The sequence below is a fragment of the Bradyrhizobium sp. LTSPM299 genome, assembly GCF_000938235.1.
Taxonomy (GTDB): Bacteria; Pseudomonadota; Alphaproteobacteria; order Rhizobiales; family Xanthobacteraceae; genus Bradyrhizobium.
Map to the genome: position 1 here is coordinate 1 of NZ_JYMU01000021.1, position 19,208 is coordinate 19,208.

Genomic DNA, 19,208 nt, shown 5'->3' on the forward strand with positions numbered 1-19,208 from the left:
TTCTTGGGCTCTCTTTGGGCTGTAGTCACGTGAACCGCATTCGTTCGTACGCAGCAGCACATTAGATCAGCCATCATTTAGCACTAAGCCATGCCCGACCGCAGTTCTTCATGATGGCTGATCTGGCGGTAGAACGCGCGCCGCAAGTGCAAGGCAAAAAAGCCCGCGGTGATCTCACCCTTGGCGCTGGGATCGACGCCATGCTCGATATTGGGCGAGGAATCAACGGCCAGAGCCCCGTAGCCCGAGGAAGATCGCGGACTTTCACGAGCGGATGAGAAAAAGCATAGGACGCCGGCAACGAAAAACTGATTGGAAGATGAACAAGGATGCGGCGGAGCCAGTGCTTTCCTCCAAAGATCCACAAGACCATCTTTGGCAGGATTAACGTCGGCGTCCATCTGTACGCACCGATTGGACTACCTGAACAATACGAGGTCGTGACGACCGATAACGTCGTCGCATACAATCTCCCGCCTCCGAATGTCCCGCCGGCACCGATGTCGGTTAGCCATTCGGGTCGAGTATCAGGATAATTGGCTTGGTCTTCACATCGAAAAATCCGTCTATATTCCAAACTTTCTGATCTTTGCTTTTGTGGCTGTAGAACTTGACGGACCGCGGGAGTTTAAGGTGAGACTTAGACTGGAAGTCTTGAACGTATTGGCTCATCGACCTGACGGCCGCGCGACGCTTGATGAAATCACGCGTGAGGCCGGAGCCTTTGCCCCGAGCGGAACTCAGACCGATCAGCTCGATCGCTTCCCGGAGATCGGCGAGATCGATATCTTCACGTCCGGTCTCGTATTCCGGGACAATGGCTGTTTGCAGATTACGGATGCCGGGCGTTCACTGCTGCAATCGCTGGAAAGCGCCAACTTTCCGATAGATCCTCCGACATCGCCAGGTGGTGCGCCTCCAGAACGGGACGGCCTCGACGCACGCGTAACGCCTCCCCCGGCAACTCTTGATCGGATCGCGAACTCAGAGATCGGCGCGCCGCATTTGAACGAAGTGGATCATCCAGTCGTCGTCGCTTCGCCGGACTTCCGATCGACCCGGGACGGTTCGGATCAAAAACCGTCCCGGCGCGCACGGTTCTTCGCTACGATCAACGCCAGTACAAGATCCGTCGCCGATGCATGGAAAGGTCATGTCGAGCGGGACACCACAAATCCGGCACCCGCGCGAGCTGCTGGACGGACGGGCGCGGCCATCGTGGCTTTCCTCAGCTTTGTCGCGCTTGCGGCAGGCGCCGTCGCGGTGATTGCCCTTGTTCAGACAAAGTCACTCAAGATAGAAATCACTCTGCTCGATCGAAACCTTGGATCGCTCAAGGAGCGATTGGAAACGCTTGAACGCGCCGAAAGAGCCAGATTGGGAACCGAGCAAGAGGCTCGCCAAAGCAGGACCGCGGCAGACCAAGCCAAGCCCGGAGTTGAGCGGCCCGCCGACCAGACGGCGCTGATCCTGTCGCGCGACGAGATCCAGGTCATACGCGAATACGTCAAACCCGCTCCCTCGACCGGGGCACCGGCACCAGCGATCAACGTCGGCGATCCCGTCAGCGGCGCGACGATCCCCCTGCCATCGGCCCTTACGGAAAAGGTGCCCAAATTGCTCGGGGCCAGATTCGTGATCCGCGGCGGTTTGATCATCATCGTTAGAAGAGACAGCCGTCAGGCCGATGCGGTCCTGGGTCCGAACTAGACTAGCGCCACCGGCGGCCACGGCAGCGGCTTGCGAAACGCCTCGAAACGGTGTGCTATTGTCAGAATTTGGCTGGGGCATGGGTTTGTCGTCCTCGCTTGGGGTTACAGCCGGGACGGAAGTTCGCGCGTCCGTCCGGCTCGGCGCCGACATTTCAATGAAACGATTGGCTTTGGTGTTTCTATTGTGCAGTTTCTCAGTTTGAAATTTCAGCATTCTGTTTCTTCAGCGCGGACAGCGCGTTTTGCTTCTGCGTTATATCCTGCAGCGCTCTTCCTCTCGGCGCTGCTGCTGTTCGCGATCCAACCGATGTTTACCAAGATGGTGCTGCCGCGTGTCGGCGGTGCCGCGGCCGTCTGGTCAGTCGCAATGGTATTCTTCCAGACGGCGCTGTTGCTCGGCTACGCCTACGCACATCTGATCAGCCGCATGCTGTCGCCGGCACTCGCGGCGCTCGTCCATCTTGGTTTCCTGGCAGTTGCCGCGACGACGTTGCCGATCGGCATCGCTCAGGGCTTCGAGGCTGCGCCGCAGGGAGGGCTCGAGCTCTGGCTGCTGGCGTTGTTTGCCGCCTCGATCGGCCTGCCGTTCGTCGTCCTTGCCGCGAACGCACCCCTGCTGCAAAACTGGTTCGCAGCGAGCGGCCATCCGCATGCGGCAAACCCCTACCTGCTCTATGCGGCGTCCAACCTCGGGTCGTTCGCAGCCCTGATGACATACCCGTTCATTATCGAGCCGCTGTCGACGCTGAGCACACAGATTTTAACGTGGTCGGTCGGCTATGGGGTCTTGATCCTGCTCATTGCCGCGGCGGCGCTCATCGTCGCGCGCGCCGGCAAACCTTCAATCGACACGGCAGGCGCGGCCACAGTCGCTGCTCCGACGATCGCCGAACGCGCAATGTGGACCGTGTTCGCCGCGATTCCGGCGGGCCTCGTGATCGCCGTCACGGCTGCGATCTCGACCGACCTGGCGGCGGCGCCATTCCTCTGGGTTGTGCCATTGTCGCTCTACCTTCTGACCTTTGTGGCGATCTTCCGCGACCGTGCGTGGGTGGCGCACAAGCGCGTATTGAGCCTGGTGCAGTTCGCTGCAGTGGCGCTGATCGCCACCGCGTCTGTGGTCATTCGGCCGTATTGGAGCGCCCAGCTGGCGGTGCACCTCGTAAGTTTCGTGGTACTTGCACTCGCCTGTCATGGCGAACTCTATCGCCGCCGGCCCGAGCCGGCGCGACTGACGGAATTCTATTTGTGGACCTCATTCGGCGGCGTGATCGGCGGCATTTTCGCCGGCTTGATTGCACCGCACGTATTCAACGGCATCGCAGAGTATCCCATCTTGATCCTGGCTGCGTTGCTGGCAATGCCCGGCGCGTTCGCAGGCGGGGCGAGTCGGTTTCTGCGCCAGAGTGGCGCCGGTATGGTGTTGGCGGGGTTGGCCGCTACCCTCATGTGGCTCCACGTTCGCGTTCCAACCAGCGCCGCGCGACCGGTCGAAATCGGGCTCATTCTCCTGGCTGGCGCTATGGTGCTGGTCCGGCGACAACCGGCCTGGTTCTTCGGCCTCGCAGTGCTCGCCTTTGTCGTTGGCAGTCTCCAGCCCGCATTCCCGCGTATCGAGCAAGTCCGCAGCTTCTTCGGCGTGCATCGCGTTGTCGAGGACAGCACGGGGCAGTTCAGGCTCCTGATGCATGGGACGACCCTGCATGGCGCCGAACGCGTACGCAATACAGATGGAACGCCGGTAACCGGCCGCCCCGAGCCGTCGACGTATTACTATTTCGGCGGGCCGATCGGCGACGCGATCGCGGCGGCCCGCGCCGCGCAGGGGCGGTTGGCTCGCGTCGCGGTGGTCGGGCTCGGCACCGGCAGTCTTGCTTGCCATCGACAAGACGGCGAAGCGTGGACGTTCTTCGAGCTCGATCCGCATGTGGCCCGCATCGCGCGAGACCCGACCCTGTTCCGGTTCTTGTCGGCATGCGGACCGGATATGCGCATCGTGGTGGGAGATGCACGGCTGACGCTGGCGGCGTCACCGGAGCGCTACGATCTCATCGTGCTCGACGCGTTCTCCTCCGATGCGATCCCCGTGCACCTGCTGACGCGCGAGGCGTTCGCCGGATATCTATCGCGCCTGACGGCACATGGCGCCATCGTGTTGCACATCTCGAACCGGCACATGGCGCTGTGGCGGCCGGCGGCCGCGGTTGGCGGCGCTGAGGGCCTCGTTGCCTACGGCAAAGGCCAGCTTCCCCCGGACCCGACCGACGACGAGTGGCGGCAGCCCTCGGAGGTGGTTGTGTTGGCTCGGGATGCCCAGGATCTCGGCGATCTGCCGGCGCAGCCGGGATGGAAGCGCCTCGATCCCGATTCGCGCGTAGGTCCCTGGACCGATGATTATGCCAACATTATCGGCGCCATTCTCGACCGGCAGCTCGTGCGCTGATCGGGCGCCCAGCAGTGTGTTCTGCCTCCGCGGGGCGCACTGCCAAAATATCGAAAACAACCCCATGCAAAGTAGGCGGCTGCCGGCGCTCGACACGGCGACTTGACATGTCGGGCAACTCAGGGGCATTATTCCATTATTCCGAAATCGCGCAAGCGCTCCTCGCCCCGACTATCGCATATGGCGTCTGCGGACTTCTGCAACTGACGTTTCCACGTCGTCATGGCCGGAGGCGTCTTCCTGCGCGCCGAAGCGCTATATGCTTGGGCTGGCTCCTTGGGAGTGGACTCGAACCACCGACCTAACGATTAACAATCGTTCGCTCTACCAGCTGAGCTACCAAGGAACATTTGCAGCGACCAAACATTTGCAGCGACCAAGCCTACCCCACAACGCCTCAGATTTCGGTAAATGCGCTCCGTAATTTCAAAACTTGGGTTAATTGAACCAACGCGGTGTATCCCGTCGAGGGAAGAAACGTCGCTAAATGGCGAATTTGAATTGGCGATCTGGGACGTTCTCGACGGAGCATGTCGACCATTTGCGAATGTCTGACCAGTAACTAGGCAGCGTACTCTTGCTGAGAGCTGAATCAGGGGAAGTTCAGATGGTCGAAGAGCTAACCGCAACCGACAATGGCGCCGTCTGGGTGAACTTAGGTCTCATCCTGAAAATGACGCGGAGCGGAACCGCTACCCAGATCACCTTCGTGAATGGCAAGACGATTCAAGTGCTCGAAACGCCCCAAGAGATCGCAAAACTTGCGAACAGCAATCCAAAGTCCGCTGTCTAAATTTGAGCTTTGCGGCATCGACTTCGCACAGCAGGCCAGCGCCGGAGCCCAGCGTCAGTCGAGCGGCCAGGGAAACGCAGGTGGAAACCTCTTGCCCTGATCGCAACCCGTTCGCCCTTTGAGAGGCTGAACCGGAGCAGAGTGAGTAGCCGGAATATCGGTCGCGCTCGCGAATTCGGCCAAACGGGCCTCCGACGACCATTCCACGTAGCGAACGAGCGCAAAACCAAGCACGAGCATGACGAGAAGGGCAACAAGCACGGTGGCGCCTGTCCCGCCGCCATTCTGGCCGCTGGGTAACAGCATCGCGATTCTCCCGACACCGAATGAGCGCGTCGTTAAATCAAATCGCGCTCTTCAAGTGTGAGCGGCCTTACACCTCACGCGCGCTTGATGTCGGGACAAGCCACAAATGAAGCCTGCTGGGCATGAACGGGGCGCACGAAACCATTTTCCAGGACCACGAAGCCAACCTGAAACAAACCCGGCCTAGCCTACTCACATTGGACGAGAGGGGATCTGGTCATGTGGGCATTCATCGAGACGATGTATCGGGATTACTGCCTGGCTCGCCTGCAGGAGATGCGCAAGCTCGAGCTTGCGAACTGAACATGGAGACGGAGAGGCCCATTACCGCGGCCGTTGTGACTGCGGTGGTCATCGCTGTGGCCGTATGGGACGATCGGAGCGGCGCCCGCGCACAAGAGGCCCAACGAGGTGCATGCGCACGCGCGACGTTAGCCGGCGCGTTCCGAAACGGTCCGCCGGCTGGTCGAGATCAGGCTGTTTGGCGAAGTGACCCGGCTTAGCTCATGCCCGCGATGAGGACGAGGTTGTTCAGTACGGGCGTAAAGCAGAAGGCGACGACGAGAGCGATGTTGAAAAGGTTGTTGCTGCGCCAAAGCAACAACGTCACGACAAGCGTCAAACCCAGCTTGGGAATAAGCCACCACACACCGAGCCACGCCTGGGCCAGCGACATGAACGGGTTCAACTCGCCCATGCCGTGATCCAGGATCACGTTGGTGGTCAAGACGTCGGCGCACCCCAGCAACACGGTGGAGAGCAACAACAGTCCCTTAGCCCAATTCATCTTTTGACTCCCCCATTTGCTTGGCAAGCCAACACTCTCCCGATCATCGAAGCCTGACACTCCGACAAAAAAAATAATCTAGCCTTAATCTAAACGCTGAAAAGGACGCCGCGTTCCTCCAGACTGGGTCGAGTTAGCCCAAAGCAGGCAAGGCGGAAGATCGGTGGCGCAACCCCGAACAGCCGCCATCGATCGGAACGAACGCGCTCAGCAGTGAGTCGCACTGCTGAAAGGTACCAAACGCCCCGAGATTGATGAACCCGGAGCAATTCAGAACCGGGAGCATTTTGAACGGCACGCGCAGCCAATTCGGCGCAAAGCCGTGGCGGCAAAAGCGCCGGTGGTGCCAGGAATTGGAGTTTAGGGCTGGTTTTCCGGCGGCCGTTCGATGAATCGCCGGCTGCCGTTGAGGAGTTGGAGATTATTCGCGATCACCGGATTGGTCGGATCGAGCGAATAGGCCTTCTCGAACTTCCGGCGCGCCGCGCTCAGATTGCCTCGCAGCATGTACGAATATCCCTGATCATTCAGGATCTGAACGGTCTCGCCGCCGAGGCGAATCGCCTGCGCATAAGCCTGGTCGGCAAGATCGAAGCGACGCAGCCGATCATAGCTCGCCGCGAGCCCGACCCAGGCCGTCAGGTCCTTTGGCGATTTCTCGACCCCATCCTTGAAATAGCGCTGCGCGATCCCGTAATTGCCGCGGTTGAACTGCTCCAACCCCATCCGCACGGGCTCGTCGGACGGGTAGTATTTGACGTCGGTGGGCTCCTGAACGGGGTCTGGCCCGCCGGCGTCCACGGGCGCAACGATCGCCGCCTCCCTGACCGTGGCGTCGCAGCCGACGAGCACTGCCGCGAGGCAGCAACAGGTCAGCATTAGAATGACACGCCACATAACCACTTGTCCCCCGCTCCGGCCCTAGCGGACTCGGTGCACTCGCTTGAATATTGTCGCTAAATTACATTAACATAAACGATGAGTACGGCCTGTAGTCGCACTGCAAAAGGTCAGATCTCCTGTCGTTACTCTTTGCCTCCGACCGGCACTGAAACTCCCGTCGATCCTGCCCCCGATCCACTTATGTTAACATTCTGGTTGTTGTTCGTTGTGACGGGCGGCGCCTGGCCGATAGCCTTCGTCGCCTCGGGAAGGTCGGGAAGCTGATCCACCGGCCGTGACGTGTTGCTATAGCGTGTCACGGCAGCGCCCGTGCGCCGGGCGTCGGTAGCGATCCTGCGATCGCCGACATATCGCGGCCACGGGTTGATCGTGTGGGTGACGGCGTTCACCTCTTTGGCATCGCCGGCACTCATCGTGATGGTATTGGAGCGCTGAAAATAGCGATCGACTTCATCATGGCCTGCGACGCCATAGCAACCGCCAAGTAACAAAGGGGCCAGAAGCGTCAGATACCTTACGGTCATGTCTCGCTTCCTCAGTTAAGGGTCTTGACGACCGGCTGGTCCGACAGAACCGCGGGCGGCGGATTGGACAGGCGGGCGTCAGGGGCGATGATGTGGCCATACGGTCCTTTCACCTCGCCGCCGGAATTGACGTAATCATTATAGCGCTTGCGCACTTCCATCTGACCGTTGAGGAAGAAATCGACGTCATTGGGCGGCAAGCGGGAATCCAGTGGCGAGGCCAATCGCTGCCCCGGCGCCGCCGGCGCGACCAGGCGCGGCGTCACGATGATCACCAGATCGGTTTCCTGCTGCTGATAAGACGAACTGCGAAACAGCGTCCCGAGCACCGGCACCGAGCCAATCCATGGCACTTGCGAAACATCCTCCCGGTTGCGGGTCTGCAACAGGCCGGCAATCGCAAAGCTCTGGCCATCACGCAATTCAACCGTGGTCCGAGCATTGCGGACGGTCAACGCTGGAACTGACGTCCCCTGGATCGTTATCGCATTGGCGAAGTCAAGCTCGCTGACCGACGGCTCAACCCGAAGGTTGATCACGCCGCGCGAGAGAACGGTAGGCACGAAGCCCAACTCAACACCGAACTTCTTGTATTCGATACTAATGGTGGGGAAACCACCATTCGTAGTCGTGCTGGGTATCGGCACTGGAAATTCACCGCCGGCCAGGAAGTGCGCCGCATCGCCCGACAACGCCATCAGGTTCGGCTCGGCCAGTCGACGCAATACGCCCTTGGTTTCCAGTGCCGTTATCAGACTGTCAATCGACATGCCGTTGTTGAGCCTGAGCACGCTTGTGAGCAGGCTACCGTATGGAGTCAGTCCGCTTGCCAGCGTGGCTGCAGTACCGAGAATAGGAAGGCTGCCAGCCCCGAGAACAGACGCAGCTGAAGTACCGTTATTGGTAGTAGTAGTGGTAACGGTATTTCCGTTAGTAGTCACAGTCACATTGTTGGTGCTGTTGCTGTTGGTATTTTGGGTAGTAGCGCCGATCGGTACCCGGCCGGCGCTCGTAACTCCGCCAAGGCCTGTGTTAGCGATGTTGGTGCCGTTCGCATTGGCGGCCATGAGGTTGACCCCCAGGTCACGCCCGGCAGTCCGTTGGACCTCGAGAAAGCGGACCTCCAGCATCACTTGCTGCGGCCCCGCCACGCTCATGGCGTTGACGACCTTGGACTTGTCGGAAACACTGCCCGTGGCGATCGCCATCGCGCGCTCGGCAGCGACCGCATCGACCGCTGTTCCGCTCAGCACCACCTGGCCCTCGGTGGAACTGACGCGAATGCCGCGCGTACCGGTGCTGGAATGAATGTTCTGTTCCAGATTGCCGATATCGACGGACACCTCGACGTCGAGGATCCCGATCTGCTTCATCGTATTATCGAACAGGATGACGTTGGTGGTGCCGGTCTGCTTGCCCTGAATGTAGATCAGGTGATCGCTGAGCGACTTCACGTCAGCGATGTCAGGCGAGCCCGACACAATGGTGGTGAAAGGGGTATCGACCCTGAAGGTGCGTGACTTGTTGACGACCACCTTGACGCGCTGGACGTCGCTCATTTCGCTGACGAAGACGCCGCTGGAGGAACCGCGCCGATCCGCAGCCCCTGCACGGTCAGCCAAGCCAAACGCGGCAAGCCCGGCGCCAAGAACCAGCACGCTCGAGGCGAGAAGCCTACCTGCCCTAGTCGAAACGCCACCGCCCCACATTATTTCGTACCCCTTTGCCGCGATACGCGGCTATCCCCGCAAATGTACGCCTTCAGCGTCCTGACCAGTCTCCTTCGCGCCCCACGTCGCAAAGCTTACAGTCTGCCTTATGATAAATTCGTTACTTTAAACTTGGCGCAAAATTAACGCTGGGCGGAACTCGGCTCGCGCCCGCAAAGGGCCACTTTCAGTAGACTCCAGCCAGCATCATCGGTCCTGCGGCTCATTTTACAAGGAGAGACCTTCGCCGGGCCATGGCAACACCCGAGAAAGTTGCGCAATGTTGCCAGCGAGCACCACTGACGGCTCAATCAATCGCCGCGTAAATTTACGTCGAAAACGCCGCAAAATCGCTAGTTTGATTACTTTTGCTTTAATTTTCTTGCCTGTTCACCACCGCTGGCCGCCTGCCAGCGGCAGAAGCTCAAAGCAATCGACGCAGAATATCTGTTCAGACGAGTGGGCCGTCTCTCCATCGCTTGTAGCAATCCAGGCGCCTCACGGATGGCGCCTGGGACTGCGCTAGAACGGAATTTTGGTGAACGTGCTCGGTGCGTTTAATCTTGTGCCCCATATCGGCATCACCATGGTGAAACCTGGTAGAGACGCCGTCACGACAAATGGCGAGGTTGCCGTTGCCGGTATGCTTATCGTCGGCGTGAGACCGGCGGAATACAGGAATGGGGCAATGGCCTGTTTGGTCGCAGTGGACAGGGGATCACCGCTACAGGTGGGAGTCGCCTTTTTCATCACGCTTTGTACGTAGCAGTCGCTGATCATCGTTGTCCGAGCGGCAGCATTCGCGAGCGCCCGCAACGATTGCACGGCGATCGTATATCGACCTAGATCGAAGATAGTGAACATCAACGTCAGAAACACCACGGCGACAAGGCAAAACTCCAACGCCGCGACACCGCGCTGATCGAGCCTTCTCATCACGGCACCAACTGCACATACTGACTGGTTTGGAGTTGCGACGTCCCGCACCCGGTCCCTGTGTCGTCGAAGGTTGCGTTACCATTGAACTGGATCGCGGCGGCGACCAACTGGCCGCAGCTGTTTCCGCCGCTCAGGTTCAGAGTCGGATTGCCCTGAAACGTCACTGTTGCGGTTGGCGCGTAGATGTTTCCAGTGAGAGTGATGTTGGTATTTCCACCGAATTGCACGGCCGCTGCTGAGGCATCGTACATGGCCATGTACTGGAACAAGCTCGCGCTGGACTGAAGAGCCGCAGGAAGCGACGAGGTACTTGGGGCCGTCGTCGGCCCCGTAATATTGATTATCGCACTTCCCTGATTGCTGATTGTCGCCCCTGGCAGCAGAATAAAGGTCGCTGTACCCGAGATGGTGGGGGTGCCTGTGATCTTCAGATCGCCCGAGATGAAGTATACCCCGGACAGAGCTATGGTCCCATTGGATGTGATATGAGTGCTATTATTCGTGCATGGGGTGGCGGCCGTGTAAGCGACGAGCCCACTTGTGTTGCAAACCCCATTTGTCTGAAGACCGCAGGTGGTGGGGAGACTGGGGCTCGCTCCGCACAATGTGGTGAGGGAGCCGTCGAGCGCAGAGAAGGGATTGGGGATCGGCGCCGGCATGTAAGTCTGCGCGGTGTTGCAGAACGTTGTGCTCCCCGTGCAGCCGCCGACAGTCGATAGCGAGCCGAGATTCATGGTCGTCCCGCCGCCGGTGAAATTTATTGCATTGGCGGCCGCATCGTCCGAGGCCATGCCGCAATTAGGTGCATTGATGTTGGGGCTGCCCTGGAAACCGATTGTGCCGGTCAATGCCAACGCACATGGCGGCTTCGTCGCACCTCGCAATTTGGCAACGGCTCCTGCGTTGATATTGACGGTGGACATCCCCAGCACCTTTGCCAGGTAAGCGGGCTGTTGCTGTCCAACAATGGCCTGAACGTAAGTTCCGGCGGTCCCGTTCCATGTCGTGAGCAGATTGATCTGGACGGACCGCGAGATTCCCGTCGGGTTCGTGCCACAGCCGGAGCCGGGATAGGCGTTGGCGTCGCCGGTGTTGCAGAAACCGCTCTGTGCGGCAAATTGCTTGCCGCGATAGACATAGTCTTGCGAGATATCGCAACCGCCTCCAGAGAGCGCGCATGCCTTCTGCACTGCGGCCGCATAGGCTGCCGCATCGGCGGCATTCTGCGCGTGCTGCTTGGTGGCGTACCACGATGCCGCCTCGCCCCCGAGTGCCATCATTCCGATCAGCGGCAGCAGGGCGATGGTGGTTGCGAATGCGACTGAACCTCGACGGCAATGGAGCAAGTTGCGCATGGGATACCCCTATTGAAACCGTTCCGTGTAAGTCAGTGTAAAAGAACAATGATTGGTGTTGGTACTGGTACACAATGCCGGCCTCAACACCATGGGCGCCAGGGTGATGGTCGTCGAATATGAATAGTATTTGGGCGACGCAGTGTTGCCTGTGGCGCAGGCGCTGGCACCACAAATCAGCTGAATGCTGGTGATGGGAAAAGCGGAATCAGCCTTGGCGAGTGCGGTTGTCTGCCAGGATGACGCGCTCGTGACGTCCGGCGGCGGGGTATACTGGATGGTCTGCCCGAACGCACGCAACGCCTCCCACGCCGAGATAAACTGAAAGCCGGCGATGGCCATGTCGGAAATCGGAATAAGCAGGGTCACCATCATGAAGAGGAAAATAAACGGCATCTCGAGCGCGACGGCGCCGCGGCGATCCGCGATGAAAGACCCTTTCTGCCTCCGGCAGCCATTCATGGCTTGTCACCACACATAGGGAATCAATCTCCAGCGTGTTGCTTCGTAGCTGGAATACTCAGGGAAGTTGCGCCTCAGCAGATCCTCTTCGTAAAGAATCCGGCATACCTGGACGCCAATATGCAGGACCAGCACGGTCACCGTTACCGGGGACAAATGTTGCAGCACGACACCCAGTACGAGGATTTCTTCCACGAGGTAGAGCGGGTGCTTGATCCATCGATAAGGACCGGTTTGCACCACTGAGCGTGCCTGCGGCACGATGCTGAACGACTTGCCCAGATGCCGGATGGTGACAAGCATCATGATCGCGCCGACCAGCACGCAAGCGGTGGACAGCAGATTTGGCAACGTCTGCTCGGTCTTGCCGAGGAAGGTGATCGTCCACGGCATATAGGTGCCGACGAATGCCGCGATCCTGGGCAGCAGGCCATCGGCTTCCGCCTTTGCCGGCGGCCGGCTCATGATCAACAGCGCCAGCAGCAGATAGAAGCTGGCTAGACAAGCACTCGACAGCAGCGATGGCCAGGGATCGGCAAGCGTTACGCCGATTTTGAGGGCGATGCAAAGCGCCAGCAACAAGAACCACAAGCTGCCAAACAGGCGCATCGTCCGATCGTAAGTCCAGCTTTTCGACAGGGTAACCGTGGTCATGGCTTACTTGCCCATGCTGGAGAATGTACGAACAAGGTGCAGAAACGGACTTCCACCCAGAATGACGAACATGGCCGGAAGCATGAACAACACCATCGGAATAGTCAGCTTGGCGCCGAGCTTGTGCGCTCTTTCTTCCAGCTTGGTAATGCGTTCTCGCCGGATGTCGACCGCGATGCTGCGCAGGGCCTGACCCAACGGCGTTCCGTATTGCAGGCTTTGGCCCACCATGGTGCCAAATCGGCGAAGTCCCTCCGACATGGATCCCAATTTCTCGAATGCGTCGGTGCGATTTGGCAGGATCCGGAGATCATCAAGAAGACCGTACAGGACCCGGGCCATGCCAGGATTGGTTTCGTTCATCTCCTGCGCCACGCGTTCCAGCGCGCTTTCCAGACCCATTCCCGCTTCGCTGCACACGACCAGCAGATCGATGGTATCCGGCGTGCCCAGCCGAACGGCAGCATCAAATCGCCGTCTCAGCACCGTGAGGAATATTCGCGGTCCCATGATCCCGATCACGACGCCAATGAGAGTGAAGATCATCACATCGGTCAGTGAATTCCCAAGGAGCTCCGCAACACAAAAGACGGTAATCGGGACCAGGTACATGCTGACGGTTTTGACACCGATCCAGATCGGCAAGGCGCGATGATGATTGAAACCCGCCGATTGAAGCACCGTTCGCAATTGATCCAGATTTTCCTGGGCGTAGTAGCGCCGATACCGCGTGCCGAGCGATGAAAACCACCCCGTCATGTCCTTGAAGGGGACTGACTGGCTGGGAAGGCCCAGCACGGCATTCGACACCCGTGTGTTTAGTGCGCGAAGGTGCACCTCGCGGATGATCATCAGCGCGGTCGCGGTCGCAATTGCTATGGCGAGGGCCGCGAACCCGAGACCAGCACTCATAGTGTGGTCTCCCTTCTTACCATCCAACGTATCACGAAGTGCCCGACAAGCACTGAAGCCCCGGCGTAAGCCAGCAGGATGTTTCCAGTCGGATCAGTGAACAGCAGATCGATCGTTTGCGGATTGGTCGCGTAGAGCAACCCGCCGACAACGAAGGGGGCGCATGAGAGCGCGCGCGAGGAAAAGATCACCTCTCCTGCCAGAGCCTTCGCGCGACCAGCCAGCGCAACACGCTGGCGCACGGTGTCCGCCAGTGTCTGCAAGGTTTCGCTCAAACTTCCGCCTGCCTTCATCTGAACCGCAAGTGTCACCGCAAACATTGCATATTCCGGCACTTGCGTTCGCCGATAGACATCTTCCACGGCTTCCTCCGGTGGTCTGCCCATACTCAATTCGCTGCATACGATGGCAAACTGCCCGGCGGTTGGCTGCGGCATCTCACGAGCAATGGTGCGAAATGCTTCGTTCACGGGCAGCCCCGATCGAACCGTACTTGTCACCAGCTCGATCGCGTCAGGCAGCTGTCGAAACAGCTTGTTGGCGAGGCGATGTTGCTGCCATCCAAACAGACCCCGCACCACCAGGACGGCCACAATTGCAGCCGCGAGAGACACGTAGAGGACGGAAAAGTTCAGGAAACTATTCGCATAAAAGATTGCCGCCACCGGAATAGCAGCGGCAAGCAGCACATAGGCCGGGTGCCAATCGTAAGCTATCGCCGGCTTATAATTGGCGAAGCGGTGAAAAAACTGCCACCGGGATCCGGCCTCCAACCGACGAATGGAGGGCAGGCTCGCCGAACGTGCGGCAGGCAGAGCTATCGCGACCTGACGATCGATGCGTCTTTGTTGCGCGTCGAGCCACAACGTCGTGGCTACCGCGCATATCAGGAGCACCAGGACAATGATGGTCAAGGACTGCGCCATCAAAGTTGCCTCATGGCATCAGTCCAGGCTTTATCAAGCCCAAAATAGACAAGGCGGCTCTTGAATTTCGGAACTGCCTGGGTGGACCGGTAGGTCCCCGATATCCGCCCGTGAACATCTTCCTCTTTATACTCGAACGCTGCGATGTCGTTGGTGGTGATCACTTCGCCTTCCAGACCGATCACCTCGGTAATCTGGATAATGCGACGCTGTCCATCCCGCATGCGTTCGACTTGCACGATGAGATCCAACGCAGCGACGATCTGCGATCGAATCGCCCGCGACGGCAGATTGACCTGTCCCATCTGCACCATGTTTTCAACACGGGTCAGTGCGTCTCGCGCGCTGTTGGCGTGCACCGTGGAGATCGAACCGTCGTGGCCGGTGTTCATCGCCTGCAGCATGTCGAATGCTTCGGCGCCGCGCACCTCGCCTACGACGATCCGGTCAGGGCGCATGCGCAGCGCATTCCAGAGCAGATCGCGTTGCGTCACCTGCCCGGTGCCTTCGAGGCTGGGAGGCCGGGTCTCCAGGCTGATCACGTGCGGCTGTTGAAGCTGCAGCTCCGCCGCATCCTCGATGGTGACAACGCGTTCGCTGTGATCGATGAATTGGCTCATGGCGTTCAACAGCGTCGTCTTGCCGGAACCGGTACCGCCGGAGACCAGAACATTGAGCCGGGACCGGCCGGCAATCTCGAGCAATTGCCCCATGGCCGGGGTCATCGTGCCGTTGGCGATCATTCCGGCCATGTCCAGACGGCGGCTCGGAAATTTTCGGATCGAGATGCAGGGGCTGTGGATTGCCAGCGGCGGGAAGATGATGTTGACCCGGCTGCCGTCCGGCAGGCGGCAATCCACCATCGGACTGGACTCGTCAACGCGCCGCCCGACCTGCGCTGCGATTTTCTGCGCCACCGATGCGATGTGATCATTGTCGCGGAAACGTACCGCAATGCGTTCCAGCTTGCCGCTTCGCTCGACGTAGACGTTGTTCGGTCCGTTGACCATGATGTCGCTGATCGACTGGTCCTGCAGGAGCGGACGGAGCGGCCCGTGGCCGGTCATGTCGTCCGCAATCTCGTCCGCTAGCTGAAACTGCTCGCGACCCGACAGTTCGAGCCGTTCCTGGTTGGCGATGCCGTGGATGATTTCCTCGATCTGCCGCCGAAGAACTTCGCGCGAAACAGTTGCGGCCACCGATGGCTCGATCTGCTCGATGACCCGTTCACGCAGCGAGGCCGACATTGCGGACCGCTCGGTCGAAGGTTCGTCGCGCCTTGGTGTCGATGCAGGCAAGCTTGGTGGCGACGCGGGCGAGGTTGGCGTCAACGCAGGCAAGCTCGGCGTCGATACAGACATCGGCGTCGATACCGGCAAAAGAGGTGGCGTGCCATCGCTAGGCGCCAATGCGGCAAAACGAACTGGCGTGTCGTCGCGTTCGCGCGTACCGAATTTTTTCGTCACCCGAACAGCCTCCTCAACCATCCCTTCTTCTGGGCGCCGACACCCGCGATCTCCCGTACGATCGGGGCGAGGTGACGCCGCAATGCTCTCACATGCTTGAGCGCTGGAATTCCGAGATTAACCGCCTGGGTCATTCCCTTTCCGAGATCGGGAATCACCATGTCCGGCTCCGCGCCGAGCGCCTTGACGATCGTTGCCCTGGGAAGGCCCCCGGCACGATCGGCACGATTGAGCAAGGTAAAGACCCGATCCCTGCCGGCGATGTTGGTGACGGCGGTGCGAAGGGCATGGGCATTGCGGAGCCCGGTCACCTCCGCTTCCAGCAGCACCAGCACGTGCCGAGACAGCATGATCACCGGATGGATGGATGGTCCAAACGGCACCGGTACGTCGACAACGATGTAGTTGAAGCGTTGGCGGAGCAGACCCAGCACGTGTCGCACGCCGGCTTCCGTGATGTCGAGCTGCGCATCCAGCTCCTCATCAGCGGAGATAAGGCAAACCCGCTCGTTGATGTCGATTGCCGCCCGTTCGAGGAACAACGTGTCCGCCCGCATCGGGTTTTCCAGCGCGATGCGCAGTCCCGGCCCCGGCCGAAGACCCAACATGACGGCTGTTTCGCCGTTCTGCAGATGAAGGTCGAGCAGCGCGACCTTGGCTTTGGTGGTCTCGGCCAGTTGCAGTGCGAGGTTGATGGCGATACTCGTCGCTCCGGCGCCGCCCTGCGCGCCGCAGATCGAGATCACATGCCCGCCGCGGTCGGCCGCAGTAGGCGCCACGTCGCCAAGCAGCTTCGGACGCAACTGATGCAGCACCATATCGCGCGTGAGCGGCTTCGGAAGGTACTCGGTCAAGCCCATATCCATGAGCTCGCGGTAGAACAGGATCTCCCTGCTCTCGCCGATCACGGCCACCTCGACATCGGGTGGGCAGACGCGGGCCAACCTTTCCAGTTCGGTAAAGGGATCATCGATTCCGCTGATGTCTATCACCAACGCGGACAGCTCGGTGTCGGTCTCGAGCATCCGGATGGCGTTGCGGATCGTGCCACGCTTGATCGATAGATTGCCGCCTTCGAGGCCCTTGCGCAGAGCCCCTGCACTCAACTCGTCGTCCACGAAACAGACGATCTGGTTGCGGGTCAGAACAGACGGAAGCTCTGCGGGCGGACTAACCATTGCCATGTTGATATTCACCACTGCCTCCCGTTACCGACGCAACGATGCAGCCGAAGCGCTCGGCGCTGATGGGACAATTTGCGGCGACATATCTCCGCTCACCACTGTGCGCATGCTCCCTGTATCGTCCTTCCTGACCGAGTATTTCGTGCCGCCATTGCGGGTATAGACCACCACGTTGGTGTCCGAGTCCCCTGTATCCTGCCGGCCGATCGCGGACCGCACCGCCAGCGTGAGCTTACCGCGCTGTCCCGCGACCGTGACTTTCTTGACCTGGTCCGGCGCAAGCTGCAACGACACGGTGCGCGCGACCTTGCCGGCCGTGGCATTGTTGGCCGGGCCACCTTGCACGATCTCCTGGTCAATCGCGACGACTCGAACATTTTGAGCAACGGTTTCGCTCAGCGCGCCGTGCTGTTGAGCTGTCTTTTGCTCAGCCGTCGTCGTCGGCTCTTCGGTCAACACCACATCCACGTAGTCACCAGGCCAGATCAGGCCCGAGACACCCGATGCCGCGTCGACATTGATGCTGATCGCACGGCTGTCCGGGGCCAGGACGCTGGCGAGAAAGCCGCGCTCGCGCGGGCGCAGTATGTCTTCCGATGTGACGAGACTGCCGGTGTCGAGGAAGTTGCGAACCAGAGATCCGCGAATTCCGATCTTGGCGTCGGGCGTATCGAGGATCGCACCTGCCGGAACACTACCCGACGGCACCGAACGCACCGTGAAGTCTTCATCGCGGGCCAGCGTCCCTCGCGGCAGCGGATGTGCCGCGACAAAGTAACCGACCGTGACAGGCTCCGGCGCCTTCACCGCGACCTTCTCCGTGACCTGTGCTGCCGCGACCTCTTTCGGCAGATTCATGTTGTAGGCAATAAGCCCCAGCGCCGCAGCCGCGAGCAAAAACACCATGATGATCGAGAGACGCAAAGCCGATGACATGTCAAAATCCTTTGTCGAGAACGGTCCAGATACCACCGCACGCGATGGCAACCCCGTAAGGTAGCGGCGCGTGTCGCAAATGACGCCAACGTTCGATCGCGTAGACGCGGCGTACGAACGACGATCCGGCGGGCGCCAGCCTGGGATATGGCAGCTGGCGCATCATCAGATGCGCCATGGCAAGAACGCCGCCGGCCAGCGCGGTTACGGTCAACAACTGAATCACGCCCGTCGGCGGGAGTCCGATCGCCAAAGCAACCAGCAGCTTGACGTCGCCGCCGCCAATCCGTCCCCACTGGTAGACGACCAACAGCAGCAGCAACAGGATCGTCGCGGCGATCAGCGACTGGGCAACCTGCATCGGGCTGGCAAGCTGACTGACGATCCCGAGCAGTGCGAGCGCCAGACAAATTTCATTTCGGATCAATCGTGTCGCGACATCGATCGTTGCGACATAGAGCAACAACAGTATTTCAAGAAACAGAGCTGTCGAAGCAATCCAACTCATAATATGCATGCCTTAAAATAAACGGCACGGCTCGGAATAAAACGCATGCCTCAGAAGTGGTGGGGGGCATTTTCCGATGCCCCCCTCCGGAGTCTGGACGTCCACCTCTTCAGGACGTCGCCGTAGCGATTGCTGTGCCGATAGCGGTGATCGCGGTAGTCAGCACCTGTCCGATGCCGGTCGCAGTCGTCGTACCGAACGCGGCAGCGACGGCGGCGACGATACAAGCAGCGACGATCACGTACTCGAACGACACAACGCCGTCCCTGTCTGTGCGCAGGCGCTTCAACGCTTCGGTAGTCCTAAGGAAAGACTTCAACATAGGAGAAACCCTCCTTTTAAGTCTCGACTTAGGAAGTCGCCGTAGCGACTGCAGTGCCGATAGCGGTGATCGCGGTGCTCAGCACCTTGCCGATACCAGTACCAGTCGTCGTACCGAACGCAGCAGCCACGGCGGCGACGATACAAGCGGCGACGATCACATACTCGAACGACACAACGCCGCTCTTGTCCGCGCGCAGCTGCTTCAGGGCTTCGGTGGTCTTGATGAAAAATTTCAACATTGGTGATAATCCCTTTTTACACGATAAATTTGCAGTATTCCCAGCACCGTTGGTCGTACAAATTTGCGGCCAACGAGTAAGTTTTTATTATACTTTAGCTCTTAGAGTCTCGAAGTTTTTCTGCAA

At 59.6% G+C, this 19,208-nt stretch carries 21 protein-coding genes and 1 tRNA gene; 3 read left to right on the forward strand and 19 right to left on the reverse strand.

Going from position 1 to position 19,208, the window contains the following annotated elements:
* Nucleotides 1-83: 83 nt before the first annotated feature.
* Nucleotides 84-401, reverse strand: a complete 318-nt coding sequence (locus UP10_RS44155; protein ID WP_156179890.1) for a hypothetical protein — start codon at nt 399-401, stop codon at nt 84-86.
* An 82-nt stretch (nt 402-483) separates the two neighbouring features.
* Between UP10_RS44155 and UP10_RS42990 the strand changes: the two genes are divergently transcribed.
* Together UP10_RS42990 and UP10_RS13835 are read left to right on the forward strand one after the other, a co-directional pair.
* Nucleotides 484-1,710, forward strand: coding sequence for a hypothetical protein (locus UP10_RS42990; protein ID WP_050043665.1), 1,227 nt, complete (start codon nt 484-486; stop codon nt 1,708-1,710).
* A gap of 309 nt (nt 1,711-2,019) precedes the next feature.
* The gene (locus UP10_RS13835; RefSeq protein WP_245321733.1) at nt 2,020-4,155 is read left to right on the forward strand and encodes a spermidine synthase; all 2,136 of its coding nucleotides are present in this window, start codon (nt 2,020-2,022) and stop codon (nt 4,153-4,155) included.
* A gap of 269 nt (nt 4,156-4,424) precedes the next feature.
* Here UP10_RS13835 and UP10_RS13840 read toward each other — a convergent pair.
* A tRNA-Asn gene (locus tag UP10_RS13840) sits at nt 4,425-4,501 on the reverse strand.
* 261 nt (nt 4,502-4,762) lie between these two features.
* On the opposite strand from UP10_RS13840, the gene UP10_RS13845 reads away from it, so the two are divergent.
* Entirely contained in the window at nt 4,763-4,948 is a 186-nt protein-coding gene (locus UP10_RS13845; protein ID WP_044587896.1) for a flagellar FlbD family protein, read from the forward strand.
* A 54-nt stretch (nt 4,949-5,002) separates the two neighbouring features.
* Here UP10_RS13845 and UP10_RS13850 read toward each other — a convergent pair whose 3' ends face one another.
* The 17 genes from UP10_RS13850 to UP10_RS13930 form a co-directional block, all read right to left on the reverse strand.
* Nucleotides 5,003-5,254, reverse strand: coding sequence for a hypothetical protein (locus UP10_RS13850; protein ID WP_044587897.1), 252 nt, complete (start codon nt 5,252-5,254; stop codon nt 5,003-5,005).
* Nucleotides 5,255-5,753: 499 nt separating this feature from the next.
* Complete coding sequence (locus UP10_RS13855; RefSeq protein WP_245321734.1) at nt 5,754-6,041, reverse strand: DUF5658 family protein; 288 nt, start codon at nt 6,039-6,041, stop codon at nt 5,754-5,756.
* A 360-nt stretch (nt 6,042-6,401) separates the two neighbouring features.
* Nucleotides 6,402-6,938 (reverse strand): tetratricopeptide repeat protein, encoded by a 537-nt coding sequence (locus UP10_RS13860; RefSeq protein WP_044587898.1) that lies wholly within the window; start codon nt 6,936-6,938, stop codon nt 6,402-6,404.
* Between the two features lie 128 nt (nt 6,939-7,066).
* A complete protein-coding gene (locus tag UP10_RS13865; protein WP_044587899.1) occupies nt 7,067-7,468 on the reverse strand; it encodes a hypothetical protein in 402 nt (133 codons plus the stop codon).
* 11 nt (nt 7,469-7,479) lie between these two features.
* The gene (locus UP10_RS13870) at nt 7,480-9,177 is read right to left on the reverse strand and encodes a type II and III secretion system protein family protein (RefSeq protein WP_044587900.1); all 1,698 of its coding nucleotides are present in this window, start codon (nt 9,175-9,177) and stop codon (nt 7,480-7,482) included.
* Nucleotides 9,178-9,699: 522 nt separating this feature from the next.
* Entirely contained in the window at nt 9,700-10,113 is a 414-nt protein-coding gene (locus UP10_RS13875) for a TadE/TadG family type IV pilus assembly protein (RefSeq protein WP_245321735.1), read from the reverse strand.
* Entirely contained in the window at nt 10,113-11,471 is a 1,359-nt protein-coding gene (locus tag UP10_RS42065) for a pilus assembly protein TadG-related protein (RefSeq protein WP_082077101.1), read from the reverse strand. The genes UP10_RS13875 and UP10_RS42065 overlap by 1 nt, the downstream gene beginning before the upstream one ends.
* A 9-nt stretch (nt 11,472-11,480) precedes the next feature.
* A complete protein-coding gene (locus tag UP10_RS13885) occupies nt 11,481-11,933 on the reverse strand; it encodes a hypothetical protein (protein WP_044587902.1) in 453 nt (150 codons plus the stop codon).
* Nucleotides 11,934-11,939: 6 nt separating this feature from the next.
* Complete coding sequence (locus UP10_RS13890) at nt 11,940-12,587, reverse strand: methyltransferase family protein (RefSeq protein WP_044587903.1); 648 nt, start codon at nt 12,585-12,587, stop codon at nt 11,940-11,942.
* Nucleotides 12,588-12,590: 3 nt separating this feature from the next.
* The gene (locus tag UP10_RS13895; RefSeq protein ID WP_044587904.1) at nt 12,591-13,499 is read right to left on the reverse strand and encodes a type II secretion system F family protein; all 909 of its coding nucleotides are present in this window, start codon (nt 13,497-13,499) and stop codon (nt 12,591-12,593) included.
* Complete coding sequence (locus UP10_RS13900) at nt 13,496-14,425, reverse strand: type II secretion system F family protein (RefSeq protein ID WP_044587905.1); 930 nt, start codon at nt 14,423-14,425, stop codon at nt 13,496-13,498. The genes UP10_RS13895 and UP10_RS13900 overlap by 4 nt, the downstream gene beginning before the upstream one ends.
* Nucleotides 14,425-15,672: a TadA family conjugal transfer-associated ATPase gene (locus UP10_RS13905; protein ID WP_245321736.1), complete on the reverse strand. Its 1,248-nt coding sequence runs from the start codon at nt 15,670-15,672 to the stop codon at nt 14,425-14,427. The genes UP10_RS13900 and UP10_RS13905 overlap by 1 nt, the downstream gene beginning before the upstream one ends.
* Before the next feature lie 215 nt (nt 15,673-15,887).
* Entirely contained in the window at nt 15,888-17,075 is a 1,188-nt protein-coding gene (locus tag UP10_RS13910; protein ID WP_245321737.1) for a CpaE/TadZ family protein, read from the reverse strand.
* A gap of 24 nt (nt 17,076-17,099) precedes the next feature.
* Nucleotides 17,100-17,999: a Flp pilus assembly protein CpaB gene (gene cpaB / locus UP10_RS13915; RefSeq protein WP_050043670.1), complete on the reverse strand. Its 900-nt coding sequence runs from the start codon at nt 17,997-17,999 to the stop codon at nt 17,100-17,102.
* Nucleotides 18,000-18,012: 13 nt separating this feature from the next.
* Entirely contained in the window at nt 18,013-18,519 is a 507-nt protein-coding gene (locus UP10_RS13920) for an A24 family peptidase (protein WP_044587908.1), read from the reverse strand.
* Nucleotides 18,520-18,628: 109 nt separating this feature from the next.
* Nucleotides 18,629-18,841 (reverse strand): hypothetical protein, encoded by a 213-nt coding sequence (locus UP10_RS13925; RefSeq protein WP_044587909.1) that lies wholly within the window; start codon nt 18,839-18,841, stop codon nt 18,629-18,631.
* A gap of 28 nt (nt 18,842-18,869) precedes the next feature.
* Nucleotides 18,870-19,082: a hypothetical protein gene (locus UP10_RS13930; RefSeq protein ID WP_044587910.1), complete on the reverse strand. Its 213-nt coding sequence runs from the start codon at nt 19,080-19,082 to the stop codon at nt 18,870-18,872.
* Nucleotides 19,083-19,208: the final 126 nt, after the last annotated feature.

Coding starts and splice junctions, on each gene's coding strand:
- UP10_RS13885 (WP_044587902.1), bottom strand. CDS start 11,933: ATGAATGGCTGCCGGAGGCAGAAAGGGTCTTTCATCGCGGATCGCCGC.
- UP10_RS13895 (WP_044587904.1), bottom strand. CDS start 13,499: ATGAGTGCTGGTCTCGGGTTCGCGGCCCTCGCCATAGCAATTGCGACC.
- UP10_RS13865 (WP_044587899.1), bottom strand. CDS start 7,468: ATGACCGTAAGGTATCTGACGCTTCTGGCCCCTTTGTTACTTGGCGGT.
- UP10_RS13920 (WP_044587908.1), bottom strand. CDS start 18,519: ATGAGTTGGATTGCTTCGACAGCTCTGTTTCTTGAAATACTGTTGTTG.
- UP10_RS13845 (WP_044587896.1), top strand. CDS start 4,763: ATGGTCGAAGAGCTAACCGCAACCGACAATGGCGCCGTCTGGGTGAAC.
- UP10_RS13890 (WP_044587903.1), bottom strand. CDS start 12,587: ATGACCACGGTTACCCTGTCGAAAAGCTGGACTTACGATCGGACGATG.
- UP10_RS13835 (WP_245321733.1), top strand. CDS start 2,020: ATGTTTACCAAGATGGTGCTGCCGCGTGTCGGCGGTGCCGCGGCCGTC.
- UP10_RS13855 (WP_245321734.1), bottom strand. CDS start 6,041: ATGAATTGGGCTAAGGGACTGTTGTTGCTCTCCACCGTGTTGCTGGGG.
- UP10_RS13875 (WP_245321735.1), bottom strand. CDS start 10,113: ATGAGAAGGCTCGATCAGCGCGGTGTCGCGGCGTTGGAGTTTTGCCTT.
- UP10_RS13910 (WP_245321737.1), bottom strand. CDS start 17,075: ATGGCAATGGTTAGTCCGCCCGCAGAGCTTCCGTCTGTTCTGACCCGC.
- UP10_RS44155 (WP_156179890.1), bottom strand. CDS start 401: ATGGACGCCGACGTTAATCCTGCCAAAGATGGTCTTGTGGATCTTTGG.
- UP10_RS13925 (WP_044587909.1), bottom strand. CDS start 18,841: ATGTTGAAGTCTTTCCTTAGGACTACCGAAGCGTTGAAGCGCCTGCGC.
- UP10_RS13860 (WP_044587898.1), bottom strand. CDS start 6,938: ATGTGGCGTGTCATTCTAATGCTGACCTGTTGCTGCCTCGCGGCAGTG.
- UP10_RS13930 (WP_044587910.1), bottom strand. CDS start 19,082: ATGTTGAAATTTTTCATCAAGACCACCGAAGCCCTGAAGCAGCTGCGC.
- UP10_RS13850 (WP_044587897.1), bottom strand. CDS start 5,254: ATGCTGTTACCCAGCGGCCAGAATGGCGGCGGGACAGGCGCCACCGTG.
- UP10_RS13905 (WP_245321736.1), bottom strand. CDS start 15,672: ATGTCGGCCTCGCTGCGTGAACGGGTCATCGAGCAGATCGAGCCATCG.
- UP10_RS42065 (WP_082077101.1), bottom strand. CDS start 11,471: ATGCGCAACTTGCTCCATTGCCGTCGAGGTTCAGTCGCATTCGCAACC.
- UP10_RS13900 (WP_044587905.1), bottom strand. CDS start 14,425: ATGGCGCAGTCCTTGACCATCATTGTCCTGGTGCTCCTGATATGCGCG.
- UP10_RS13870 (WP_044587900.1), bottom strand. CDS start 9,177: ATGTGGGGCGGTGGCGTTTCGACTAGGGCAGGTAGGCTTCTCGCCTCG.
- UP10_RS42990 (WP_050043665.1), top strand. CDS start 484: ATGTCCCGCCGGCACCGATGTCGGTTAGCCATTCGGGTCGAGTATCAG.